The organism is Pseudomonas sp. EA_5y_Pfl2_R50 (assembly GCF_963970475.1).
Classification (GTDB): domain Bacteria; phylum Pseudomonadota; class Gammaproteobacteria; order Pseudomonadales; family Pseudomonadaceae; genus Aquipseudomonas.
In genome coordinates, this window is the sequence record NZ_CAXAPT010000006.1 from 108973 (window position 1) to 127477 (window position 18505).

Annotated in this window: 19 protein-coding genes; 13 read left to right on the forward strand and 6 right to left on the reverse strand. The window is 60.4% G+C overall.

Going from position 1 to position 18505, the window contains the following annotated elements:
* The first annotated feature begins 7 nt into the window (after nucleotides 1-7).
* On the forward strand, nucleotides 8-955 hold the full coding sequence (locus AACY19_RS12250) for an alpha/beta hydrolase (protein ID WP_339450476.1): 948 nt from the start codon (nucleotides 8-10) through the stop codon (nucleotides 953-955).
* A gap of 132 nt (nucleotides 956-1087) precedes the next feature.
* Here AACY19_RS12250 and AACY19_RS12255 read toward each other — a convergent pair whose 3' ends face one another.
* Nucleotides 1088-1819 (reverse strand): DUF2059 domain-containing protein, encoded by a 732-nt coding sequence (locus AACY19_RS12255; RefSeq protein WP_339450477.1) that lies wholly within the window; start codon nucleotides 1817-1819, stop codon nucleotides 1088-1090.
* A gap of 108 nt (nucleotides 1820-1927) precedes the next feature.
* Here AACY19_RS12255 and AACY19_RS12260 point away from each other — a divergent pair, with 108 nt between their 5' ends.
* Nucleotides 1928-2560 (forward strand): 2OG-Fe(II) oxygenase, encoded by a 633-nt coding sequence (locus tag AACY19_RS12260; protein WP_339450478.1) that lies wholly within the window; start codon nucleotides 1928-1930, stop codon nucleotides 2558-2560.
* A 2-nt stretch (nucleotides 2561-2562) separates the two neighbouring features.
* Nucleotides 2563-3048, forward strand: coding sequence for a DUF523 domain-containing protein (locus tag AACY19_RS12265; protein WP_339450479.1), 486 nt, complete (start codon nucleotides 2563-2565; stop codon nucleotides 3046-3048).
* Nucleotides 3049-3110: 62 nt separating this feature from the next.
* Here AACY19_RS12265 and AACY19_RS12270 read toward each other — a convergent pair whose 3' ends face one another.
* Nucleotides 3111-3677: a transporter substrate-binding domain-containing protein gene (locus tag AACY19_RS12270; protein ID WP_339450480.1), complete on the reverse strand. Its 567-nt coding sequence runs from the start codon at nucleotides 3675-3677 to the stop codon at nucleotides 3111-3113.
* Nucleotides 3678-3812: 135 nt separating this feature from the next.
* Between AACY19_RS12270 and AACY19_RS12275 the strand changes: the two genes are divergently transcribed.
* Nucleotides 3813-4238, forward strand: coding sequence for a DUF4399 domain-containing protein (locus tag AACY19_RS12275; protein ID WP_339450481.1), 426 nt, complete (start codon nucleotides 3813-3815; stop codon nucleotides 4236-4238).
* Nucleotides 4239-4358: 120 nt separating this feature from the next.
* On the opposite strand, the gene serA is transcribed toward AACY19_RS12275, so the two are convergent.
* On the reverse strand, nucleotides 4359-5588 hold the full coding sequence (serA, locus tag AACY19_RS12280; protein ID WP_064116317.1) for a phosphoglycerate dehydrogenase: 1230 nt from the start codon (nucleotides 5586-5588) through the stop codon (nucleotides 4359-4361).
* A 206-nt stretch (nucleotides 5589-5794) separates the two neighbouring features.
* Here serA and AACY19_RS12285 point away from each other — a divergent pair, with 206 nt between their 5' ends.
* From AACY19_RS12285 to AACY19_RS12300, 4 genes are all read left to right on the forward strand, one after another.
* Complete coding sequence (locus tag AACY19_RS12285) at nucleotides 5795-7189, forward strand: FAD-binding oxidoreductase (protein ID WP_339450482.1); 1395 nt, start codon at nucleotides 5795-5797, stop codon at nucleotides 7187-7189.
* A gap of 41 nt (nucleotides 7190-7230) precedes the next feature.
* Nucleotides 7231-7896, forward strand: coding sequence for a fumarylacetoacetate hydrolase family protein (locus AACY19_RS12290; RefSeq protein ID WP_339450483.1), 666 nt, complete (start codon nucleotides 7231-7233; stop codon nucleotides 7894-7896).
* A gap of 267 nt (nucleotides 7897-8163) precedes the next feature.
* Complete coding sequence (locus tag AACY19_RS12295; protein WP_339450484.1) at nucleotides 8164-9087, forward strand: SdiA-regulated domain-containing protein; 924 nt, start codon at nucleotides 8164-8166, stop codon at nucleotides 9085-9087.
* A 117-nt stretch (nucleotides 9088-9204) separates the two neighbouring features.
* A complete protein-coding gene (locus AACY19_RS12300) occupies nucleotides 9205-10122 on the forward strand; it encodes an SdiA-regulated domain-containing protein (protein WP_339450485.1) in 918 nt (305 codons plus the stop codon).
* Between the two features lie 151 nt (nucleotides 10123-10273).
* On the opposite strand, the gene rpiA is transcribed toward AACY19_RS12300, so the two are convergent.
* Complete coding sequence (gene rpiA / locus AACY19_RS12305; protein ID WP_339450486.1) at nucleotides 10274-10948, reverse strand: ribose-5-phosphate isomerase RpiA; 675 nt, start codon at nucleotides 10946-10948, stop codon at nucleotides 10274-10276.
* Nucleotides 10949-11095: 147 nt separating this feature from the next.
* Here rpiA and ilvA point away from each other — a divergent pair, with 147 nt between their 5' ends.
* Both ilvA and AACY19_RS12315 read left to right on the forward strand, forming a co-directional pair.
* The gene (gene ilvA / locus AACY19_RS12310; RefSeq protein ID WP_339450487.1) at nucleotides 11096-12610 is read left to right on the forward strand and encodes a threonine ammonia-lyase, biosynthetic; all 1515 of its coding nucleotides are present in this window, start codon (nucleotides 11096-11098) and stop codon (nucleotides 12608-12610) included.
* 39 nt (nucleotides 12611-12649) lie between these two features.
* On the forward strand, nucleotides 12650-13075 hold the full coding sequence (locus AACY19_RS12315) for a DUF2269 domain-containing protein (RefSeq protein WP_339450488.1): 426 nt from the start codon (nucleotides 12650-12652) through the stop codon (nucleotides 13073-13075).
* Between the two features lie 104 nt (nucleotides 13076-13179).
* Here AACY19_RS12315 and AACY19_RS12320 read toward each other — a convergent pair whose 3' ends face one another.
* Complete coding sequence (locus AACY19_RS12320; protein ID WP_339450489.1) at nucleotides 13180-13836, reverse strand: HAD family hydrolase; 657 nt, start codon at nucleotides 13834-13836, stop codon at nucleotides 13180-13182.
* Nucleotides 13837-13979: 143 nt separating this feature from the next.
* On the opposite strand from AACY19_RS12320, the gene AACY19_RS12325 reads away from it, so the two are divergent.
* Together AACY19_RS12325 and ptsP are read left to right on the forward strand one after the other, a co-directional pair.
* The gene (locus AACY19_RS12325; protein ID WP_003229203.1) at nucleotides 13980-14459 is read left to right on the forward strand and encodes an RNA pyrophosphohydrolase; all 480 of its coding nucleotides are present in this window, start codon (nucleotides 13980-13982) and stop codon (nucleotides 14457-14459) included.
* A gap of 22 nt (nucleotides 14460-14481) precedes the next feature.
* Nucleotides 14482-16761 carry a phosphoenolpyruvate--protein phosphotransferase gene (gene ptsP, locus AACY19_RS12330; protein WP_339450490.1) on the forward strand — a complete coding sequence of 760 codons (2280 nt, stop codon included), beginning with the start codon at nucleotides 14482-14484 and terminating at the stop codon, nucleotides 16759-16761.
* Between the two features lie 54 nt (nucleotides 16762-16815).
* On the opposite strand, the gene AACY19_RS12335 is transcribed toward ptsP, so the two are convergent.
* Complete coding sequence (locus AACY19_RS12335; protein ID WP_339450491.1) at nucleotides 16816-17562, reverse strand: NRDE family protein; 747 nt, start codon at nucleotides 17560-17562, stop codon at nucleotides 16816-16818.
* A gap of 118 nt (nucleotides 17563-17680) precedes the next feature.
* On the opposite strand from AACY19_RS12335, the gene AACY19_RS12340 reads away from it, so the two are divergent.
* Nucleotides 17681-18463: a sulfite exporter TauE/SafE family protein gene (locus AACY19_RS12340; protein ID WP_339450492.1), complete on the forward strand. Its 783-nt coding sequence runs from the start codon at nucleotides 17681-17683 to the stop codon at nucleotides 18461-18463.
* Nucleotides 18464-18505 lie beyond the last annotated feature (42 nt).

Here is an 18505-nt window from a genome sequence, read left to right on the forward strand (position 1 = left end):
TTCGCGCATGCCTGCCACTTTCGACCCCGATCAAATCCGCGCCAGCCTCAAGCCTTTGGCCGAGTGGCAGCCGTTGTCGGACGAGGCCAAGGCTTATCAACGCTTTTACCAGACCGATTTTCCCGAGCGTGATGTCTGGCGTGGCATGGGCCGTTTCGAAGTCGATGGCTATGAACTGGTCAGCCATTGCTGGTGGCCGGAGAAGGTCAAGGCGACGCTGTTTTTGCTGCACGGCTACTACGATCACACCGGGCTGTATCGGCATGTGATCGAGTGGGCGCTGGATCAGGATTTTGCCGTGATCGCCTGCGACTTGCCGGGGCATGGTTTGTCGAGCGGTCCCCGGGCGAGCATCCGCGATTTCTCGGAATACCAGGACGTTCTGCAAGCCTTGTTCGCCGAGGCGCAATCGATCGCGCTGCCGCAGCCGTGGCACTTGTGTGGACAGAGCACTGGCGGGGCGATTGTGGTCGATCACCTGCTCAACCATGCGCAAAACAGCCCGGCGCAGGGGCAGGTGATTTTGCTCGCACCGTTGGTACGGCCACGGGCGTGGGGCTGGTCGCAATTGAGCTATTACTTGCTCAGGCCTTTTGTCAGAGGCGTCGCGCGCCGCTTCAGCGAGAACTCCAACGATCCGGATTTTCTGCCGTTTCTTCAGACCGATCCGTTACAGCCGCGGCGCTTGCCCACGCAATGGGTCGGGGCGTTGTCGCGCTGGATCATTCGCGTTGAGCACGCGAAAAAAAGTCCGCGGCGGCCACTGATCATTCAGGGGCAGGCGGACATGACCGTGGACTGGCAGCACAATCTGCAGGTGTTGAAGTGGAAGTTTGATCGACCGCAGATTCTGCTGCTGGCCGAGGCGCGGCATCATCTGGCGAATGAGACGGCGCAGATGCGCGAGGAGTATTTCGAGTTCCTGAGCAAGCGGATCAGGGGCCGGAATCTCTAGCGCGTTGGAGGGCCTCTTCGCGAGCAAGCCCGCTCCCACACTGGGTCTTCAATGGACACAAAATGTGTGAGCATCCCGAACTCTCTGTGGCAGCGGGCTTGCTCGAGAAGGCGGTCGGTCAGGCGCTGAAGATCATTGCCCGACCGCCAGTCCTGCGCGAATCGCCGCCAGTGCCGCCTGATAATAAGCCTTGCCTTCCGCCGATTCGGCGAACGTCGCAAATTCTTCCAGCTCTTCATCCGACAGATCGCGATAGACGTAGAGCAGGGTGTTGTTGAGGTCTGCGCCAATCTGCTCCATCAGGCGTTGGCGCTGACCGTTCAACATGCCTTGCGCCTGACCACCACCGAGCAGGCCGGGGATCATCGAACTCAGACTGTCCGCCGCGACGCCGGCAATCGCCAGACTGACTTCGGCGCCAGCCTCACGGGCCGGCAGCGCCTGAGCAAGGTGGCCGATGATCAGCAGGCGGCTGTCGCTGACCTGCATCTTCGGCAGGCCCTTGGCGTTCTTCGCCAGTTGATCGCGACGCGTCGCCAGCAATTCGGCGGCGACGATTTTCCTGCCCAGCGGCGACTGGAAGAAGGTCAGGGCCGGTTTTGGATCGGCGAGGTGCTGACGCAATTGCGCTTCGGCGCGCTGGTCCATCGCCTGCGGGGCGAAGCGCTGGTTGCTGTTGTTGACCAAAGCCTGGAAAACGGCGGGCGGCAGGCTGTTCTGATAGCGCTGCTGCGCAGCACTCAGGGCATCGTTGAAATGCGCACGTTGATCTGGCCAGCCGGCGACCTTGTACAACTGATCGTGGCCGTCCGCCCAGGCGGGCAAAACGCAGAACATCAACAGTGAAAAAAGCAAACGGCGCATAGGGACTCCTGTCAGCAGCGGACTATTCTCCGTGCGGTGCCGGTACTTGTCGAGAATTCGTAGCGAGCCGCCGCGTGGCTCTGTCGGATTTCTTGCCGCCGACATACTATGCGCGCCATGCAAATATCCTCTGAACACCCACTGCTGTTACGCATTGTCGACGACCTCGCCGAGCATGGCTGGTCGCAGCAGAACCTATTCCTGCCCGCCGGTTTGACCCGCGAGTTGGCGGACGAGTGCCGCAAACGTGAGGCCGAGGGCGAACTGGCGCCAGCGGCGGTGGGGCGCGGACCGTTTTCGGAGATCCGCGAGGGGATTCGTGGCGACCATATTCAGTGGATCGACCCCGGTCAGGCCGAGGCCAGCGACCGTTATCTGAGCCTGATGGACTGCCTGCGCGAGGCACTCAACCGTGGTCTGTTCCTCGGTCTTGAAGACTTCGAATGCCATTTCGCCCTGTACCCGCCCGGCGCGTTCTATCGCAAGCACGTCGACCGATTCCGCGACGATGATCGGCGCATGGTCTCGGCGGTGGTCTACCTCAATGACGCGTGGCAGCCGGAGGACGGTGGTCAGTTGCGCATGTACCTGAGCGATGAGCGTGTCCACGACGTGCAGCCTGCCGGTGGCTGCCTGGTGGTATTTCTCTCCGGCGAAGTGCCGCATGAAGTCCTGCCGGCGAATCGCGAACGCCTGTCGTTGACCGGCTGGTTCCGTCGCCGTGGCAACGAGCCGTTCTGATCATGGAAAAGATTCTGGTCAGCCGCTGCCTGTTGGGCCACCGCGTGCGTTACGACGGTGGCGCGAGCGGGCCGTTTGATTTGCTTGAACGGTGGATCGCCGAGGGGCGGGTGGTGCCGTTGTGTCCCGAGGTCGCGGGAGGATTGCCGACGCCACGGGCGGCGGCGGAAATCCCGGGCGGGCAGGGTGGTGAAGTGCTTGATGGCGTCGCGGCGGTCATCACTACCGAGGGTGAGGATGTCAGTGCGCAGTTTCTCGACGGGGCACGGCAGGCGCTGGCGCTGGTGCAGAAGCACGACATTCGGATTGCGGTGCTGAAGGCAAACAGCCCGTCGTGCGGAAACCTGCTGACCTATGACGGCACGTTCAGTGGTGTCAAAGTCAGCGGTGAAGGCGTAACAGCCGCGTTGCTCAGGCGCCATGGTGTGCAGGTTTTCAGTGAGCTTGAATTGACTGAGGCTGCGCTAGCTCTGGCGGCTTTGGATTGATCCGGAATCGTTGCCCTCACCCCAGCCCTCTCCCTCTGGCAGAGGGTTAGGGTGAGGGGCTTTCAAGGCTTCAACCACTTCTCGGTCAGCGCCGCCAGGCGCCCATCCGCCTTGATCCGCTGCATCGCGCTCGCAAGGCTGGCCTGGAACGCCGGATTGCCCTTCTGAAACGGTATCGTCAATTCCACTGGCTGCGCCGCTTTCGGCTTCTCTTCAGTCAACGCCTGGACCAACACCATCGGCCGCGGCTGTTCATCTTTCTTTGCCAGCAACTGTGAATCGACCTTGCCGTAAGGCTCGCTGACGTCGAAACGATCCTTGAGTTCAGGTGTCAGTGCTATGTGGTTGAGCGCGACGTCGTACTTGCCGCTTTCGACGCCCTGGAGCAGATCGCCTTCGTCCGTGACGATGAAGTCGGCACGCACATCCAGCTCATTGGCGAGAAGCTGACCAAGCTCGACTTCGAACCCCGTGAGTCTGTTGTCAGCGTCCTTGTAATTGAAGGGCGGTGTATTAGCCTCAAGGGCTATGCGCAGCTCGCCACGGTCGTTGACATCATCAATCAGTTCGGCGTGAACCACAGGGCTCAGAAGGGGAAGCAGGCAGATCAGGCCAGGCAAAAAGCGCATGGTCACTCCTTTGAAATCGTTATCGCGACGCTCTGAGTCAGGCTCGCTTTGCTATGGTTGTCGAGTGCCTTCGACAACGAATGGTCATGAAGTTGTCATGATCAGGCGGATTTTACGGAAAAACTGGAGAAGAAAATGAAAAGCTTTATGTCACGTGCAGCGTTGGCCGGTGTGCTGATGGGTGTTTCGGTGCTGGCCAGTGCGGCAACACCGGCGCCAAAGGGCGCCGAAGTGTTCATCGTTTCTCCCGAGGACGGGGCCACGGTTTCGCAGACCTTCACCGTCAAGTTCGGGACCAGGGACGTCGCGCTGGCTCCGGCCGGTGACGTCACCAAGAACACGGGTCACCACCATTTGCTGATCGACGTCGACAAGATGCCAGCCGCTGGCGCGCCGATCCCGAACGACGCCAACCACATGCACTTCGGCAAGGCGCAGACCCAGGCCGACATCAAGCTCGCTCCGGGCAAGCACACCTTGCAACTGGAACTGGGCGACAGCGGCCACATGCCGTTCGATCCGCCGATCGTCTCGAAGAAAATCACCGTCAACGTCGAATAAAAAAAGGGAGCCCTCTGGGGGCTCCCTTTTTTTAAAGCTGCAAGCATCAAGCTGAAAGCCTCAAGTTAGAGCAAAAGCGAACATCACTTGCCGCTTGTAGCTTGAGGCTTGTAGCCGTTCTTAAAAAAGAACCCGGCTACGGATCGTGCCGTTGATGTGCTGCAGCTTCTCTTGCGCCAGGTCCGAATACTCGGCATCGACGTCGATCACCACGTAGCCAACCTTTTCGTTGGTCTGCAGGAACTGGCCGGAGATGTTGATACCGTTTTCGGCGAAGACCTTGTTGATCTCGCTCATCACACCCGGGATGTTCTCGTGGATGTGCAGCAGGCGGTGCTTGCCAGGGTGAGCCGGCAGGGCCACTTCCGGGAAGTTCACCGACGAAACCGAAGTACCGTTGTCGCTGTACTTGACCAGTTTCTCAGCCACTTCCAGACCGATGTTGGCTTGCGCTTCGGCGGTCGAGCCGCCGATGTGCGGGGTCAGGATCACGTTGTCGAGGCCACGCAGCGGGCTTTCGAACTCTTCGTCGTTGGAACGTGGTTCCACCGGGAATACGTCGATGGCCGCGCCGATCAGGTGCTTGTCCTTGATCGCGTCCGCCAGGGCGTCCAGCTCGACCACGGTGCCGCGCGCCGCGTTGATCAGAATGCCGCCCTTCTTGATCGCGCGGATTTCCTTCTCGCCGATCATCCACTGAGTCGCCGCGGTTTCCGGAACGTGCAGGGTGACGATGTCGGACATGCCCAGCAGCTCGTGCAGGTTGCCGACCTGAGTGGCGTTGCCCAGTGGCAGCTTGGTCACGGTGTCGTAGAAGAACACCTGCATGCCCAGACCTTCCGCCAGAACCGACAGCTGAGTACCGATTGAGCCGTAGCCGACGATGCCCAGTTTCTTGCCACGGATCTCGAAGGAGTTGGCTGCGGATTTGATCCAGCCGCCACGGTGGCAGGAAGCGTTTTTCTCCGGGATGCCGCGCAGCAGCAGGATCGCTTCGGCCAGCACCAGCTCGGCAACGGAGCGGGTGTTGGAGTACGGCGCGTTGAACACGGCGATACCGCGCTCGCGGGCAGCACTCAGGTCAACCTGGTTGGTGCCGATGCAGAAACAGCCGACCGCGACCAGCTTCTTCGCGTGATCGAAGATCTCTTCGGTCAGTTGGGTGCGCGAACGAATGCCGATGAAGTGAGCGTCAGCGATCTTTTCCTTGAGCTGGGCTTCCGGCAAGGAACCTGTCAGGTATTCGATGCTGGTGTAGCCCGCCGCCTTGAGGACGTCGACAGCCGATTGGTGGACGCCTTCGAGAAGAAGGAACTTGATCTTGCTCTTATCGAGAGAAGTCTTGCTCATCTGCGTAAACCTGTATCCCGGAGAAAAATGGCAGGGAGGGGAGCAGCCTGGAGCTGACCCAAACGGCAGGAAAGCCGTTACCGCAGAACTGGCCTTGGGCACTGGCCTGCGGGGTCGGTATGCTAGCATAGCCGCCCCGCTAAACACCTATTCCTGCGACGTGAAGCGTTCTCAGGATGACCATGAATTGTTCGAGAGTTCTGTCGATGACCAATCCTGCCCTGATTGATGAACTGAAGACCCTGGTCGAGCCTGGCAAGGTCCTGACCGACGCCGACTCCCTGAATGCGTATGGCAAGGACTGGACCAAACATTTCGCCCCGGCACCCAGCGCCATCGTGTTTCCCAAGACCATCGAACAGGTCCAGGCAGTGGTCCGCTGGGCCAATACGCACAAGGTTGCTCTGGTGCCATCGGGCGGGCGCACCGGGCTTTCCGCTGCTGCGGTGGCCGCCAATGGCGAAGTGGTTGTCTCATTCGACTACATGAACCAGATTCTCGAGGTGAACCTCACCGACCGCACCGCCGTTTGTCAGCCAGGCGTGGTCACCGAGCATTTGCAGAACGTCGCCGAAGAAAAAGGCCTGTACTACCCGGTCGACTTCGCTTCGGCAGGTTCCAGCCAGATTGGCGGCAATATCGGCACCAATGCCGGCGGGATCAAGGTGATTCGCTACGGCATGACCCGCAACTGGGTCGCCGGCATGAAAGTCGTCACCGGCAAGGGCGATGTGCTGGAACTGAACAAGGACCTGATCAAGAACGCCACCGGTTACGACCTGCGGCAACTGTTCATTGGCGCGGAGGGCACCCTCGGTTTCGTCGTCGAAGCGACCATGCGCCTTGATCGCGCGCCGAAAAACCTCACCGCGATGGTGCTCGGCACCGCCGATTTCGACTCGATCATGCCGGTGCTCCACGCCTTCCAGGGCAAGCTCGACCTGACCGCATTTGAATTCTTCTCCGACAAGGCCTTGGCCAAAGTCTTGGGCCGTGGCGACGTGCCGGCGCCGTTCGAAACCGATTGCCCGTTTTATGCGTTGCTGGAATTCGAAGCGACCACGGAGGAAGTGGCCAACAGCGCGCTGGAAACCTTCGAGCACTGCGTCGAACAGGGCTGGGTGCTGGATGGCGTGATGAGCCAGAGCGAAACCCAGTTGCAGAACCTGTGGAAGCTGCGCGAGTACATCTCCGAGACCATCTCGCACTGGACACCCTACAAGAACGATATATCGGTCACTGTGTCGAAAGTGCCGGCGTTCCTGCAGGAAATCGACGCCATCGTCGGCAAACACTACCCGGACTTCGAAATCGTCTGGTTCGGCCACATTGGCGACGGCAACCTGCACTTGAACATCCTCAAACCGGATAACCTGAGCAAGGACGAGTTCTTCGCCAAGTGTGCAACCGTCAACAAGTGGGTGTTCGAAACCGTCGAGAAGTACAACGGTTCGATCTCTGCCGAACACGGCGTGGGCATGACCAAGCGTGATTACTTGACCTACAGCCGTTCGCCGGTCGAAATCGAGTACATGAAGGCGGTCAAAGCGGTGTTCGACCCGAATGGCATCATGAACCCGGGCAAGATTTTCGCGGTTTGATCGGCAATCTTTGATGAATCAATGAAGGCAGGAGTCGGTAAATGAGCTATCAGCACCAGTACGTCGACGGCACGCGCATTCACTTCCCGATCGGGAAAGTCGTGTGCATTGGCCGCAATTACGCCGAACACGCCAAGGAGCTGGACAACCCGGTGCCTACCGAGCCGTTGCTGTTCATCAAACCGGGCAGTTGCGTGGTGCCGCTGGAAGGCGGCTTCAGCATTCCGACCGAACGCGGCTCGGTGCACTACGAAGCGGAAATCGCCGTATTGATCGGCAAGCCACTGTCGACCAAGCCGAGCCGGGAAGAGGTGCTCGACGCCATCTCCGGTTTCGCCCCGGCACTGGACCTGACCCTGCGGGACAAGCAAGCCGAACTGAAAGCCAAGGGCCTGCCGTGGGAAATCGCCAAGTCGTTCGACGGCGCAGCGGTGATCGCGCCGTTCGTGGTTGGCAGCACCTTTGCTGATCTGACGGACATCGGCATTCGCCTGACCATCAATGGCGAAGTCCGCCAGGACGGTAACAGCAGCGCGATGCTCAACCCGATTGTGCCGATGATCCAGCACATGGCCGGCTGCTTCTCGCTGCAGGCTGGCGACGTGATCCTGACCGGCACGCCAGTGGGCGTCGGCCCGCTGAACGTGGGCGATGACATCGTCCTCGAGCTGTTGGGTGCAAGCCGCTTCACCAGCAGCGTGCGCTAACCGCTACACCGCAAATCCCTGTGGGAGCGGGCTTGCTCGCGAACGCGGAGTGTCAGGCCATTCAGATGTGTCTGACACACCGCTTTCGCGAGCGAAGCCCGCTCCCACATTGGTTTGCGGCGCTCTCATGACGGGTGGCAACATACGGCAATCCCGCCATTTGCCGTTTTTTTCACATTCTGTCTGGATAATTTCCGTAATTCTGGCGTCTGAGCCGGCCTCTTTATGCTATTACCCATAGCCTGAATTTTCGGAAAGCGTCCCTTGATGTCCTCTCAAACTCAGCTCAAACCCGCCCGTCGTTCCCGTTTCGCCCTGCGTTGGTATTCATGGCTGTTGCTGGCCATTGCCGCCGCCTATGGTCTGGCGTTCGCCATGCATTGGGATGATCGTGGCGTGCTCTGGGTGCTGGAGCGTTTCGAGAGCCCGGCGGAGCAGAAAGAAAGCGTCTGGCTCCCGGACTATCGCGTGGTGATCGACGCGAAGCTGCTGCCAGGGATGGAAAAGGACGAAGCCTCCGACCTGGCCTATAACTCGCAGACCAAAACGCTGTTTTCGGTGATGGGCAAAAATCCGTTCCTGGTCGAACTGAGCCTGCAAGGCGATGTTCTGCGCAAGATGCCGCTCAAGGGCTGGAGCAATCCGGAAGGCTTGACCGTTCTGGAAAACGGCCTGATGGCCATCGTCGATGAGCGCGAGCACCTGTTGTCGATCGTCAAGGTCGACGCCGACACCCGCGAGCTGAACATCGCCGATTTCCCGAAATACGACCTCGGCCCGTCGAAGGATCAGAACAAGGCGTTTGAAGCCATCACCTGGGATTCGCGCAACCAGCAACTGCTGCTGGGTGAGGAGCGACCGCCGGCACTGTTCACCTGGCAAAGCGACGGCAGCCAGACGCTGAAGGGCGACAAGCAGAAGCTGGACAGCAATGAGCTGGATATTCGTAATCTTTCAGCCCTGGCCATTGATCCGCGTACCGGGCATACATTGGTGCTGTCCGCCGATTCGCATCTGCTGCTGGAACTGGACGAGAGGGGCGAACAGGTCAGCTTCATGACCCTGCTTGGCGGATTCAACGGCCTGAAGAAAACCATTCCTCGCGCTGAAGGCGTCACCATGGACGACGCGGGCACCATGTACATGGTCAGCGAGCCGAACCTGTTCTATCGCTTCGAAAAGCATAAGTAACTTTCCCTAAGACAATTGCAGATTTGTGCGGTTGTCCTGACAGGCAAGTGGCCATTAAGCTTCAGTTCAGACGGGCGTGATATTTCATCCGCCTGTTTTGACTCCGAGCCCTCCCGAATGCGTCGACTTGCCCGTCCCAAGCCTCTGTTTATCCTTCTGTCGGTGATTGCCCTTATTGCGTTGATTGCGATCGGCCAGTACCTGCGCCTGTTCGAGCGTGCGTGGTTCAACCTGCATACGCTATGGCAGCCGCAGAGCACTGAATCCATTGCTCTGGATCAATATCGGGTGGACATAGAAGCGCGGGTCATCGAAGGGCTGGACGATGATGTTTCGGCGCTGACCTTCGATCCGGTGCGCAAAAGCCTGTTCACCGTAACCAACAAGAATGCCGAACTGGTCGAGTTATCGCTGGAGGGCAAGATCCTGCGACGCATCGCCCTGATCGGCTTCGGCGATCCTGAAGCGGTCGAGTTCATCAGTGCCGACACCTACGTGATCACCGACGAGCGCCAGCAGCGGCTGATCAAGATTCATCTGGAAGCCGACACGGCATTCCTCGACGCTGCCGACGCCGAGCAGATGACCCTTGGCGTTCATATGGCCGGCAACAAGGGGTTTGAAGGTCTGGCTTACGACTCGGTGGGCAAGCGTCTGTTTGTTGCGAAAGAGCGCGATCCGATGCTGATCTACGAAGTGCATGGCTTTCCGCACTTCAATCCGGAGAAGTCCTACGCGGTGCACGTCATCAACAACCCCAAGCGCGATGCCGGGATGTTCGTGCGTGATCTGTCGAGTTTGCAATACGACGAGCGCAGCGGGCATTTGCTAGCGCTCTCGGATGAGTCGCGGCTGATTCTGGAGCTGGATGTGGGCGGGCGCCCGTTGAGCACGATGTCCATCAGTGGTGGCCGCCAGGGTCTGAAGAAAACCGTGCCACAGGCGGAAGGGATTGCGATGGATGACGATGGCGTGTTGTATCTGGTGAGTGAGCCGAACCTGTTTTACGTCTTCAAGAAACCTGCGCCGAACTGAAGGGCAACCGAACACCAATGTGGGAGCGGGCTTGCTCGCGAAAGCGTCAGGTCAGTCGAGATTTACTCTGACTGATCCATCGCATTCGCGAGCAAGCCCGCTCCCGCATTTTGAGTTCCATCTGCCCACTGCAATGTGGGGCAGACTGGATTTACTCGGCCTTGAGGGTTTTCACGCCTTCGCTGGTGCCGAGCAGCAACAGATCCGCCGGACGCGCCGCGAACAAGCCATTGGTGACCACGCCGACAATCGCATTGATCTGCGCTTCCAGCTCCACCGGGTTGGTGATCTGCAGGTTGAACACATCCAGAATGATGTTGCCGTTGTCGGTCAGCACGCCTTCGCGGTAAACCGGGTCGCCGCCCAGTTTCACCAGTTGACGCGCGACGTGGCTGCGGGCCATCGGGATCACTTCGACCGGCAGCGGAAACTCGCCCAGCACCGGCACCAGCTTGCTGGCGTCGGCGATGCAGATGAAGGTCTTGGCGACGGCCGCAACGATCTTCTCGCGGGTCAGGGCCGCGCCACCGCCCTTGATCAGGTTCAGGTGCGCATCGCTTTCGTCGGCGCCGTCGACGTAGAACTCCAGGTCGCTGACAGTGTTCAGCTCATACACCGGAATCCCGTGGCCCTTCAGGCGCGCGGCGGTGGCTTCGGAGCTGGCGACCGCGCCATCGAATGCGCCCTTGTGCTGGGCCAGAGCGTCGATGAAGCAATTGGCGGTGGAGCCGGTGCCGACTCCGACGATGCTTTTGTCGTCGAGTTTCGGAAGGATGAAGTCGACGGCGGCCTGAGCCACTGCCTGTTTGAGTTGATCCTGGTTCATGCGGGCTCCGGAAGCGGGCAAGGAGAGAACGGAAAGGCCGGCATTATAGCCGCAAGCGCGGCTAAAACCTCTGGATTCGTGTGGTCGTGCGGGCAAAAGCCGGGTTAGACTCCCCGGTCCCGCTCAACCGCTCAGTGATGCTTTCCGATGCTCGAACAGTACGTCAAAAAGATCCTCACCTCGCGCGTTTATGACGTTGCCGTAGAAACCCCGCTGCAGAACGCTCGCCAGCTCTCCGAGCGGCTGGGCAATGACATCTGGCTCAAGCGTGAAGACTTGCAGCCCGTGTTCTCGTTCAAGATTCGCGGCGCCTACAACAAGCTGACGCAACTGAGCGATGAAGAGCGCGCCCTTGGCGTGGTCACGGCGTCGGCGGGCAACCATGCGCAGGGGCTGGCTCTGGCGGCGAAAGTGCTGGGCGTCAAAGCCACCATCGTCATGCCCAAGACCACTCCCGAGATCAAGGTCGAAGGCGTGCGTTCGCGCGGCGGTAAAGTGGTGCTGCACGGTGATTCGTTCCCGGAAGCACTGGCCTACTCGCTGAAACTGGTCGATGAAAAAGGCTACGTCTATATCCACCCGTATGACGATCCGCACACCATTGCCGGCCAGGGCACCGTGGCGATGGAGATTCTGCGCCAGCACCCGCAGCCGCTGGACGCGATTTTCGTACCGGTCGGCGGCGGTGGGCTGATCGCCGGTATCGCTGCCTACGTGAAATACCTGCGCCCGGACATCAAGGTCATCGGCGTCGAGCCGGACGACTCCAACTGCCTGCAAGCGGCGATGGCCGCCGGTGAGCGCGTGGTGCTGCCGACTGTGGGGATCTTCGCCGACGGCGTCGCGGTGGCGCAGATCGGTCAGCACACTTTCGATATCTGCAAAGATTACGTCGATGAAGTGATCACCGTCAGCACCGACGAGATCTGTGCAGCTATCAAGGACATCTACGACGATACCCGCTCGATCACCGAACCTGCCGGCGCGCTGGGCGTGGCCGGGATCAAGAAATATGTCGAGCAGCGCGGTGTCAGCGGTCAGACCCTGGTTGCCATCGACTCTGGTGCCAACGTCAACTTCGACCGTCTGCGCCACGTCGCCGAGCGCGCCGAACTGGGCGAGGGCCGCGAAGCGATCATCGCCGTTACCATTCCCGAGAAGGCCGGCAGCTTCAAAGCGTTCTGCGAAGCCGTGGGCAAGCGCCAGATCACCGAATTCAATTACCGCTACAACACTGGCAGCGAAGCGCACATCTTCGTCGGTGTGCAGACCCACCCGGAAAACGACCCGCGCAGCGCACTGCTGGCGAGCCTGACCGAGCAGGGTTTCCCGGTTATCGACCTGACCGACAACGAGTTGGCCAAGCTGCACATCCGTCATATGGTCGGCGGTCACGCGGCGCATGTGATTGATGAGATGGTGTTCCGCTTCGAGTTTCCGGAACGTCCGGGGGCGCTGTTCAACTTCCTTAACAAGCTCGGTGGGCGCTGGAATATCTCGATGTTCCATTACCGCAACCACGGTGCAGCTGACGGCCGCGTGGTCGCCGGCCTGCAAGTGCCACACGATGAGCGTCATCTGGTGCCGACAGCGCTTGAGGAAATCGGCTACCCGTACTGGGACGAAAGCGAGAACCCGGCCTATCAGCTGTTTCTTGGCTGAGCGGCTACGCTGAGGGGCAGGCAATAAGGAAATCTGACAATGGAAACGTTATCTGCCCTGAAAGCGGCGCACATGGTTGCCACCGTGGTGTTGTTGGCCGGCGCACTGGGGCTGGGCATTTGGGTTTTTCTGGCAAAACGCAGAGGTGACGCGACGGCGGGCAGCCGCACGTTGCAGCGGCCACGGGTGTTTGTCTGGCTGCTGATGGGCCTGGCGTTGGTGAGCATGCCGTTTACTGGCTGGGGGATGGTGCATCTGGTCGGCTGGCCGCTGGGGCAGACCTGGTTGCTGGCCTCCAGCGTGCTGTACACCGTGGCGGCGCTGGCGTGGTTCTGGTTGCTGGTGCGTTTGAATCGGTTGCGCAAGGCGCCGGGCGGGGTGGGCAAGTTCAGCGTTGCCTTGGCTTTGTTCAGCTTTCTCTGCTTTGTGGCGATTGCCGGGTTGATGGGTGCCAAGCCTGTTTAAGGCTTCACACCGCGTTGCCCCATTCGCGAGCAGGCTCGCTCCCACAGGGGATTTGTGAACGACACAGATCCAATGTGCGAGCGGGCTTGCTCGCGAAGACGTAATCAGCCGCGCAACGAAATGACCGGCCAGCCACGCTTCTCGGCCTCGGCACGCAGATTCGGATCAGGATCAACCGCCACCGGGTTTGCCACCTGCTCCAGCAACGGCAAATCATTCATCGAATCACTGTAGAAATAGCTGTCGTCCAGCGAATACCCGGTCTCTTCCAGCCAACGATTCAGGCGCGTTACCTTGCCTTCACGGAAGCACGGAATGTCGGTGCTGCGCCCGCTGTAACGGCCATCAACCATTTCGCACTCAGTGGCGATCAGGGTTTCAACGCCCAGGCGCACAGCAATCGGCGCGGTCACGAAGCGGTTGGTCGCGGTAATGATCACCAGTGTGTCGCCGGCATCGCGGTGTTGTTTCAACAGCTCCAGCGCTTTCGGCAGCACGATCGGTTCGATGCAGTCGCGCATGTAATCGTTGTGCCATTGCTCAAGCACGGCCATTTCGGTGCGGCCGAGGATCTCCAGGCAGAAGTTCAGGTACGCGGCGTTATCCAGTTTGCCGGCCAGGTAATCCTGATAGAACTCGTCGTTGCGCGCTTTGTACGCAATCGGATCGAGGAAGCCGCGTTCACACAGATAGTCACCCCAGGCGTGATCGCTGTCGCCGCCCAGAAGGGTGTTGTCCAAATCGAAGAGTGCCAGGCGCATTGCAGTTACCCGCTGATAAGTCTGTAAAAAGGCGACAAGAATACGGTCTTTTCACAAGAGTGCACATAAGGTAGGAACCTTCGTTGCCGCCTTATCAAGCTTTGTGGAACAATGCGGCGACATGCGTTTGCGAGGTTGTTGCCGTGATCGACCCCGATGGTTTCCGCCCCAATGTCGGGATCATTCTGACGAATGACGCCGGCCAGGTGCTATGGGCTCGCCGTATCAATCAAGATGCCTGGCAGTTTCCACAAGGGGGAATCAACCCTGAAGAGACGCCGGAAGACGCCTTGTACCGCGAGCTGAACGAAGAAGTTGGCCTGGAACGTGAAGATGTAGAAATACTGGCCTGTACTCGGGGCTGGTTGCGCTATCGTTTGCCGCAACGTCTGGTGCGTACCCACAGCCAACCGCTGTGCATCGGCCAGAAACAGAAATGGTTTCTCCTGCGCCTGATCTCCAACGAGCAGCGGGTGCGGATGGATTTGACCGGTAAACCGGAGTTCGATGGCTGGCGCTGGGTCAGCTATTGGTATCCGTTGGGCCAGGTGGTGACATTCAAGCGCGAGGTGTATCGCCGCGCCCTCAAAGAGCTTGCCCCGCGCCTTTTAGCGCGCGACTGACGACGGAGTTCGACCCCGAGCCATGCTCAATACGCTGCGCAAGATCGTCCAGGAAGTTAACTCCGCCAAGGATCTCAAGGCGGCGTTGGGGATTATTGTGTTGCGCGTCAAAGAGGCCATGGGCAGCCAGGTCTGCTCGGTCTACCTGCTTGATCCCGAGACCAACCGCTTCGTGCTGATGGCCACCGAGGGCTTGAACAAGCGCTCGATCGGCAAGGTCAGCATGGCGCCCAACGAAGGTCTGGTCGGTCTGGTCGGTACGCGTGAAGAACCCCTGAACCTCGAAAACGCTTCGGTTCACCCGCGCTACCGCTACTTCGCCGAAACCGGTGAAGAACGTTACGCTTCGTTCCTCGGCGCCCCGATCATTCATCACCGTCGCGTCGTCGGCGTGTTGGTCATCCAGCAGAAAGAACGCCGCCAGTTCGATGAAGGTGAAGAAGCCTTCCTCGTGACCATGAGCGCGCAACTCGCCGGCGTCATCGCCCACGCCGAGGCCACCGGTTCGATCCGGGGTCTGGGCCGTCAGGGCAAAGGGATTCAGGAAGCCAAATTTGTCGGCGTACCGGGTTCGCCGGGCGCCGCGGTCGGCACTGCGGTCGTCATGCTGCCGCCGGCCGATCTCGACGTGGTGCCGGACAAGACCATCACCGACATCGACGCTGAACTGGCGTTGTTCAAGACCGCCATCGAAGGCGTGCGCGCCGACATGCGCGCCTTGTCCGCCAAGCTCGCGACCCAGCTGCGCCCGGAAGAGCGTGCACTGTTCGACGTCTACCTGATGATGCTCGACGATGCCTCGCTGGGCAGCGAAATCACCACCGTGATCAAGACCGGCCAGTGGGCCCAGGGCGCGCTGCGTCAGGTGGTCACCGAACACGTCAACCGTTTCGAACTGATGGACGACGCCTACCTGCGTGAGCGTGCGTCGGACGTCAAAGACCTCGGTCGCCGCTTGCTCGCCTATTTACAGGAAGAGCGCCAGCAGAACCTGGTCTACCCGGAAAAAACCATTCTGGTCAGCGAAGAACTGACGCCGGCGATGCTCGGCGAGGTGCCGGAGGGCACGCTGGTCGGTCTGGTCTCGGTGCTTGGTTCGGGTAACTCCCACGTCGCGATCCTTGCCCGGGCCATGGGCATTCCGACGGTAATGGGTCTGGTCGACCTGCCGTATGCCAAGGTCGACGGCATCGAGATGATCGTCGACGGTACACGTGGCGAGGTCTACACCAACCCGAGCGAAGTGCTGCGCAAGCAGTTCACCGAAGTCGTCGAAGAAGAGAAACAACTGGCGCTGGGCCTGGACACCCTGCGCGACCTGCCGTGCGTGACCCTCGACGGTCACCGCATGCCGCTGTGGGTCAACACCGGTCTGCTGGCGGATGTGGCGCGGGCACAGAAGCGTGGCGCCGAAGGCGTCGGCCTGTACCGCACCGAAGTGCCGTTCATGATCAACCAGCGCTTCCCGAGCGAGAAGGAACAACTGGCGATCTACCGCGAGCAGCTCGCCGCGTTCCACCCGCAACCGGTGACCATGCGCAGTCTCGACATCGGCGGTGACAAGTCGCTGTCGTACTTCCCGATCAAGGAAGACAACCCGTTCCTCGGCTGGCGCGGCATTCGCGTCACCCTCGATCACCCGGAAATCTTCCTGGTGCAGACCCGCGCGATGCTCAAGGCCAGCGAAGGCCTGAACAATCTGCGGATTCTGTTGCCGATGATCTCCGGCACTCACGAACTCGAAGAAGCCCTGCACCTGATCCACCGCGCCTGGGGCGAAGTGCGCGACGAAGGCACCGACGTGCCGATGCCGCCAATTGGCGTGATGATCGAGATTCCAGCAGCGGTGTACCAGACCAAGGAGCTCGCGCGGCAGGTGGACTTCCTGTCGGTCGGCTCCAACGACCTGACCCAATACCTGCTGGCGGTCGACCGTAACAACCCGCGCGTGGCCGACCTCTACGACTACCTGCACCCGGCGGTGCTGCAAGCCCTGCAAACCGTGGTGCGCGACGCCCATGCCGAAGGGAAACCGGTGAGCATCTGCGGCGAAATGGCCGGTGATCCAGCGGCGGCAGTGCTGTTGATGGCGATGGGTTTCGACAGTCTGTCGATGAACGCCACCAACTTGCCGAAGGTGAAGTGGATGCTGCGTCAGGTCAATCTGAGCAAGGCCAAGGAGTTGCTGGCGGAGTTGATGACCATCGATAACCCGCAAGTGATCCACAGCTCGCTGCAATTGGCGCTGAAGAACCTTGGCTTGTCGAAGATGAATCCGCCGGCGGTCAACAAGGCTCTCTGACACCTCGGTCGGCGCCCTCTCCCTCCGGGAGAGGGCGGGGGTGAGGGTAAGCTCTCAAGCTGTTATCTCAACCTCGCCCAAATGGCCGCCATACGGCCCGAAACTGCGCTCCACCATCCGCCGCGTCCCGTCCGCCTGCACAATCAACGCCGTACTCGCCCGCGTCCCGTAACTCTGGCTGGCGATAAACACACTCGACAACAATGACTCCGTCGCCAGACCCACCCCGGTATCCGGCAACTCGGCAAACGGCGCGGTCTGCGCATCGCCCAGCAGCTCCAGCAACCGCTCAGGCTGCGGATCATCCAGCACCGTGCTCAAGGCTGCCTTGGCCTTGAGCAACTTCGGCCACGGCGTATCCAGTCCGGCATTCGACAGTCCATAAACCCCCGGCTCCAGCATGACCGGCTCGCACGTTCGCGCATTGAAGTGCCACAGCTCATGGCTGTTGCCCAGCAGCAGGTTGAACCCGGCATATTCCGGCGCACGTCCGACCACATCGCTCAAATAATCATCAATCGACGCGTCAGCGGTCAGAAACCGCGCCACCAACTCACCCCGTGACTTGCGCGCCGGCGGTTGTTGGGGGTCGCGAATATTGGTCAGCGCAGCAAAACGTCCGTGGGCACCGATCCCCAGCCAGGTACCGCCGGCCTCAAGATCACGTCCGGCATGGACATGCGGCGACTGCGGCCATTGCCCCAACGGCAGGCTGGGGCGCGCGTAGAATTCGTCGCGGTTGGCCGCGACGACCAGTGGCTGAGCATGGCCCGGGCGCCAGGCGAAAACGATCAGGCACATAAGGTGGTCCTTGTGTGTTTTTTGCCCACTCTACGCATCCTGCGTCCGTGCATCCATCGGCAGTTCCGCCCAAGGCCATGCATCCGTTAACATGCCGCTCCTATTCGAGGACGCGGACATGGAATTTCTGCTCTATCTGGCGCTGGGCGCCTGTGCGGGCGTGCTGGCCGGTCTGTTCGGCGTCGGCGGCGGGATCATTATTGTCCCGGTGCTGGTGTTCAGTTTCACTTTGCAGGGCTTTGATCAGTCGATTCTCACGCATCTGGCGGTCGGCACGTCGCTGGCGACGATCATCTTCACCTCGGTGAATGCCGTGCGTGAGCATCACCGTCGCGGCGCGGTGCGCTGGCCGATTTTCATGTGGATGACTGTCGGCATCTTGCTCGGCGCCGGTTTCGGTGCGTTGACCGCCGAAGCGATCTCCGGGCCCAACCTGCAAAAAATCATCGGTGTGTTCGCCCTGGTGATCGCCGTGCAGTTGGCGCTTGAGGTCAAACCCAAGGCCAGCCGAACGGTGCCGGGCAAACTCGGTCTGACCGTGGCCGGTAGTGTGATTGGCTGGGCGTCGGCGATTTTCGGCATTGGTGGCGGCTCGCTGACCGTGCCGTTCCTGACGTGGCGCAGCGTGCCGATGCAGCAAGCCGTGGCGACGTCATCGGCCTGCGGTCTGCCGATTGCCGTGGCCAGTGCATCAAGTTTCATGATTCTGGGCTGGCACGATCCGTTGCTGCCGCCGCATAGTCTCGGTTTTGTGTATTTGCCGGCGTTGCTGGGCATCGCCCTGACCAGCATGGTCTTCGCCCGCATCGGCGCGCGATTGGCGCATAGGTTGTCGCCGCGCTTGCTGAAACGGCTGTTCGCCGCTTTGCTGTTCTGCGTGGGTTTGAGCTTTCTGCTCTGACCGCGCCGCAATCCTGGCTTAATCCTGAGGTGGCAGCGTCGC

Coding starts and splice junctions, on each gene's coding strand:
- AACY19_RS12250 (WP_339450476.1), top strand. CDS start 8: ATGCCTGCCACTTTCGACCCCGATCAAATCCGCGCCAGCCTCAAGCCT.
- AACY19_RS12255 (WP_339450477.1), bottom strand. CDS start 1,819: ATGCGCCGTTTGCTTTTTTCACTGTTGATGTTCTGCGTTTTGCCCGCC.
- AACY19_RS12260 (WP_339450478.1), top strand. CDS start 1,928: ATGCGCGCCATGCAAATATCCTCTGAACACCCACTGCTGTTACGCATT.
- AACY19_RS12265 (WP_339450479.1), top strand. CDS start 2,563: ATGGAAAAGATTCTGGTCAGCCGCTGCCTGTTGGGCCACCGCGTGCGT.
- AACY19_RS12270 (WP_339450480.1), bottom strand. CDS start 3,677: ATGCGCTTTTTGCCTGGCCTGATCTGCCTGCTTCCCCTTCTGAGCCCT.
- AACY19_RS12275 (WP_339450481.1), top strand. CDS start 3,813: ATGAAAAGCTTTATGTCACGTGCAGCGTTGGCCGGTGTGCTGATGGGT.
- serA (WP_064116317.1), bottom strand. CDS start 5,588: ATGAGCAAGACTTCTCTCGATAAGAGCAAGATCAAGTTCCTTCTTCTC.
- AACY19_RS12285 (WP_339450482.1), top strand. CDS start 5,795: ATGACCAATCCTGCCCTGATTGATGAACTGAAGACCCTGGTCGAGCCT.
- AACY19_RS12290 (WP_339450483.1), top strand. CDS start 7,231: ATGAGCTATCAGCACCAGTACGTCGACGGCACGCGCATTCACTTCCCG.
- AACY19_RS12295 (WP_339450484.1), top strand. CDS start 8,164: ATGTCCTCTCAAACTCAGCTCAAACCCGCCCGTCGTTCCCGTTTCGCC.
- AACY19_RS12300 (WP_339450485.1), top strand. CDS start 9,205: ATGCGTCGACTTGCCCGTCCCAAGCCTCTGTTTATCCTTCTGTCGGTG.
- rpiA (WP_339450486.1), bottom strand. CDS start 10,948: ATGAACCAGGATCAACTCAAACAGGCAGTGGCTCAGGCCGCCGTCGAC.
- ilvA (WP_339450487.1), top strand. CDS start 11,096: ATGCTCGAACAGTACGTCAAAAAGATCCTCACCTCGCGCGTTTATGAC.
- AACY19_RS12315 (WP_339450488.1), top strand. CDS start 12,650: ATGGAAACGTTATCTGCCCTGAAAGCGGCGCACATGGTTGCCACCGTG.
- AACY19_RS12320 (WP_339450489.1), bottom strand. CDS start 13,836: ATGCGCCTGGCACTCTTCGATTTGGACAACACCCTTCTGGGCGGCGAC.
- ptsP (WP_339450490.1), top strand. CDS start 14,482: ATGCTCAATACGCTGCGCAAGATCGTCCAGGAAGTTAACTCCGCCAAG.
- AACY19_RS12335 (WP_339450491.1), bottom strand. CDS start 17,562: ATGTGCCTGATCGTTTTCGCCTGGCGCCCGGGCCATGCTCAGCCACTG.
- AACY19_RS12340 (WP_339450492.1), top strand. CDS start 17,681: ATGGAATTTCTGCTCTATCTGGCGCTGGGCGCCTGTGCGGGCGTGCTG.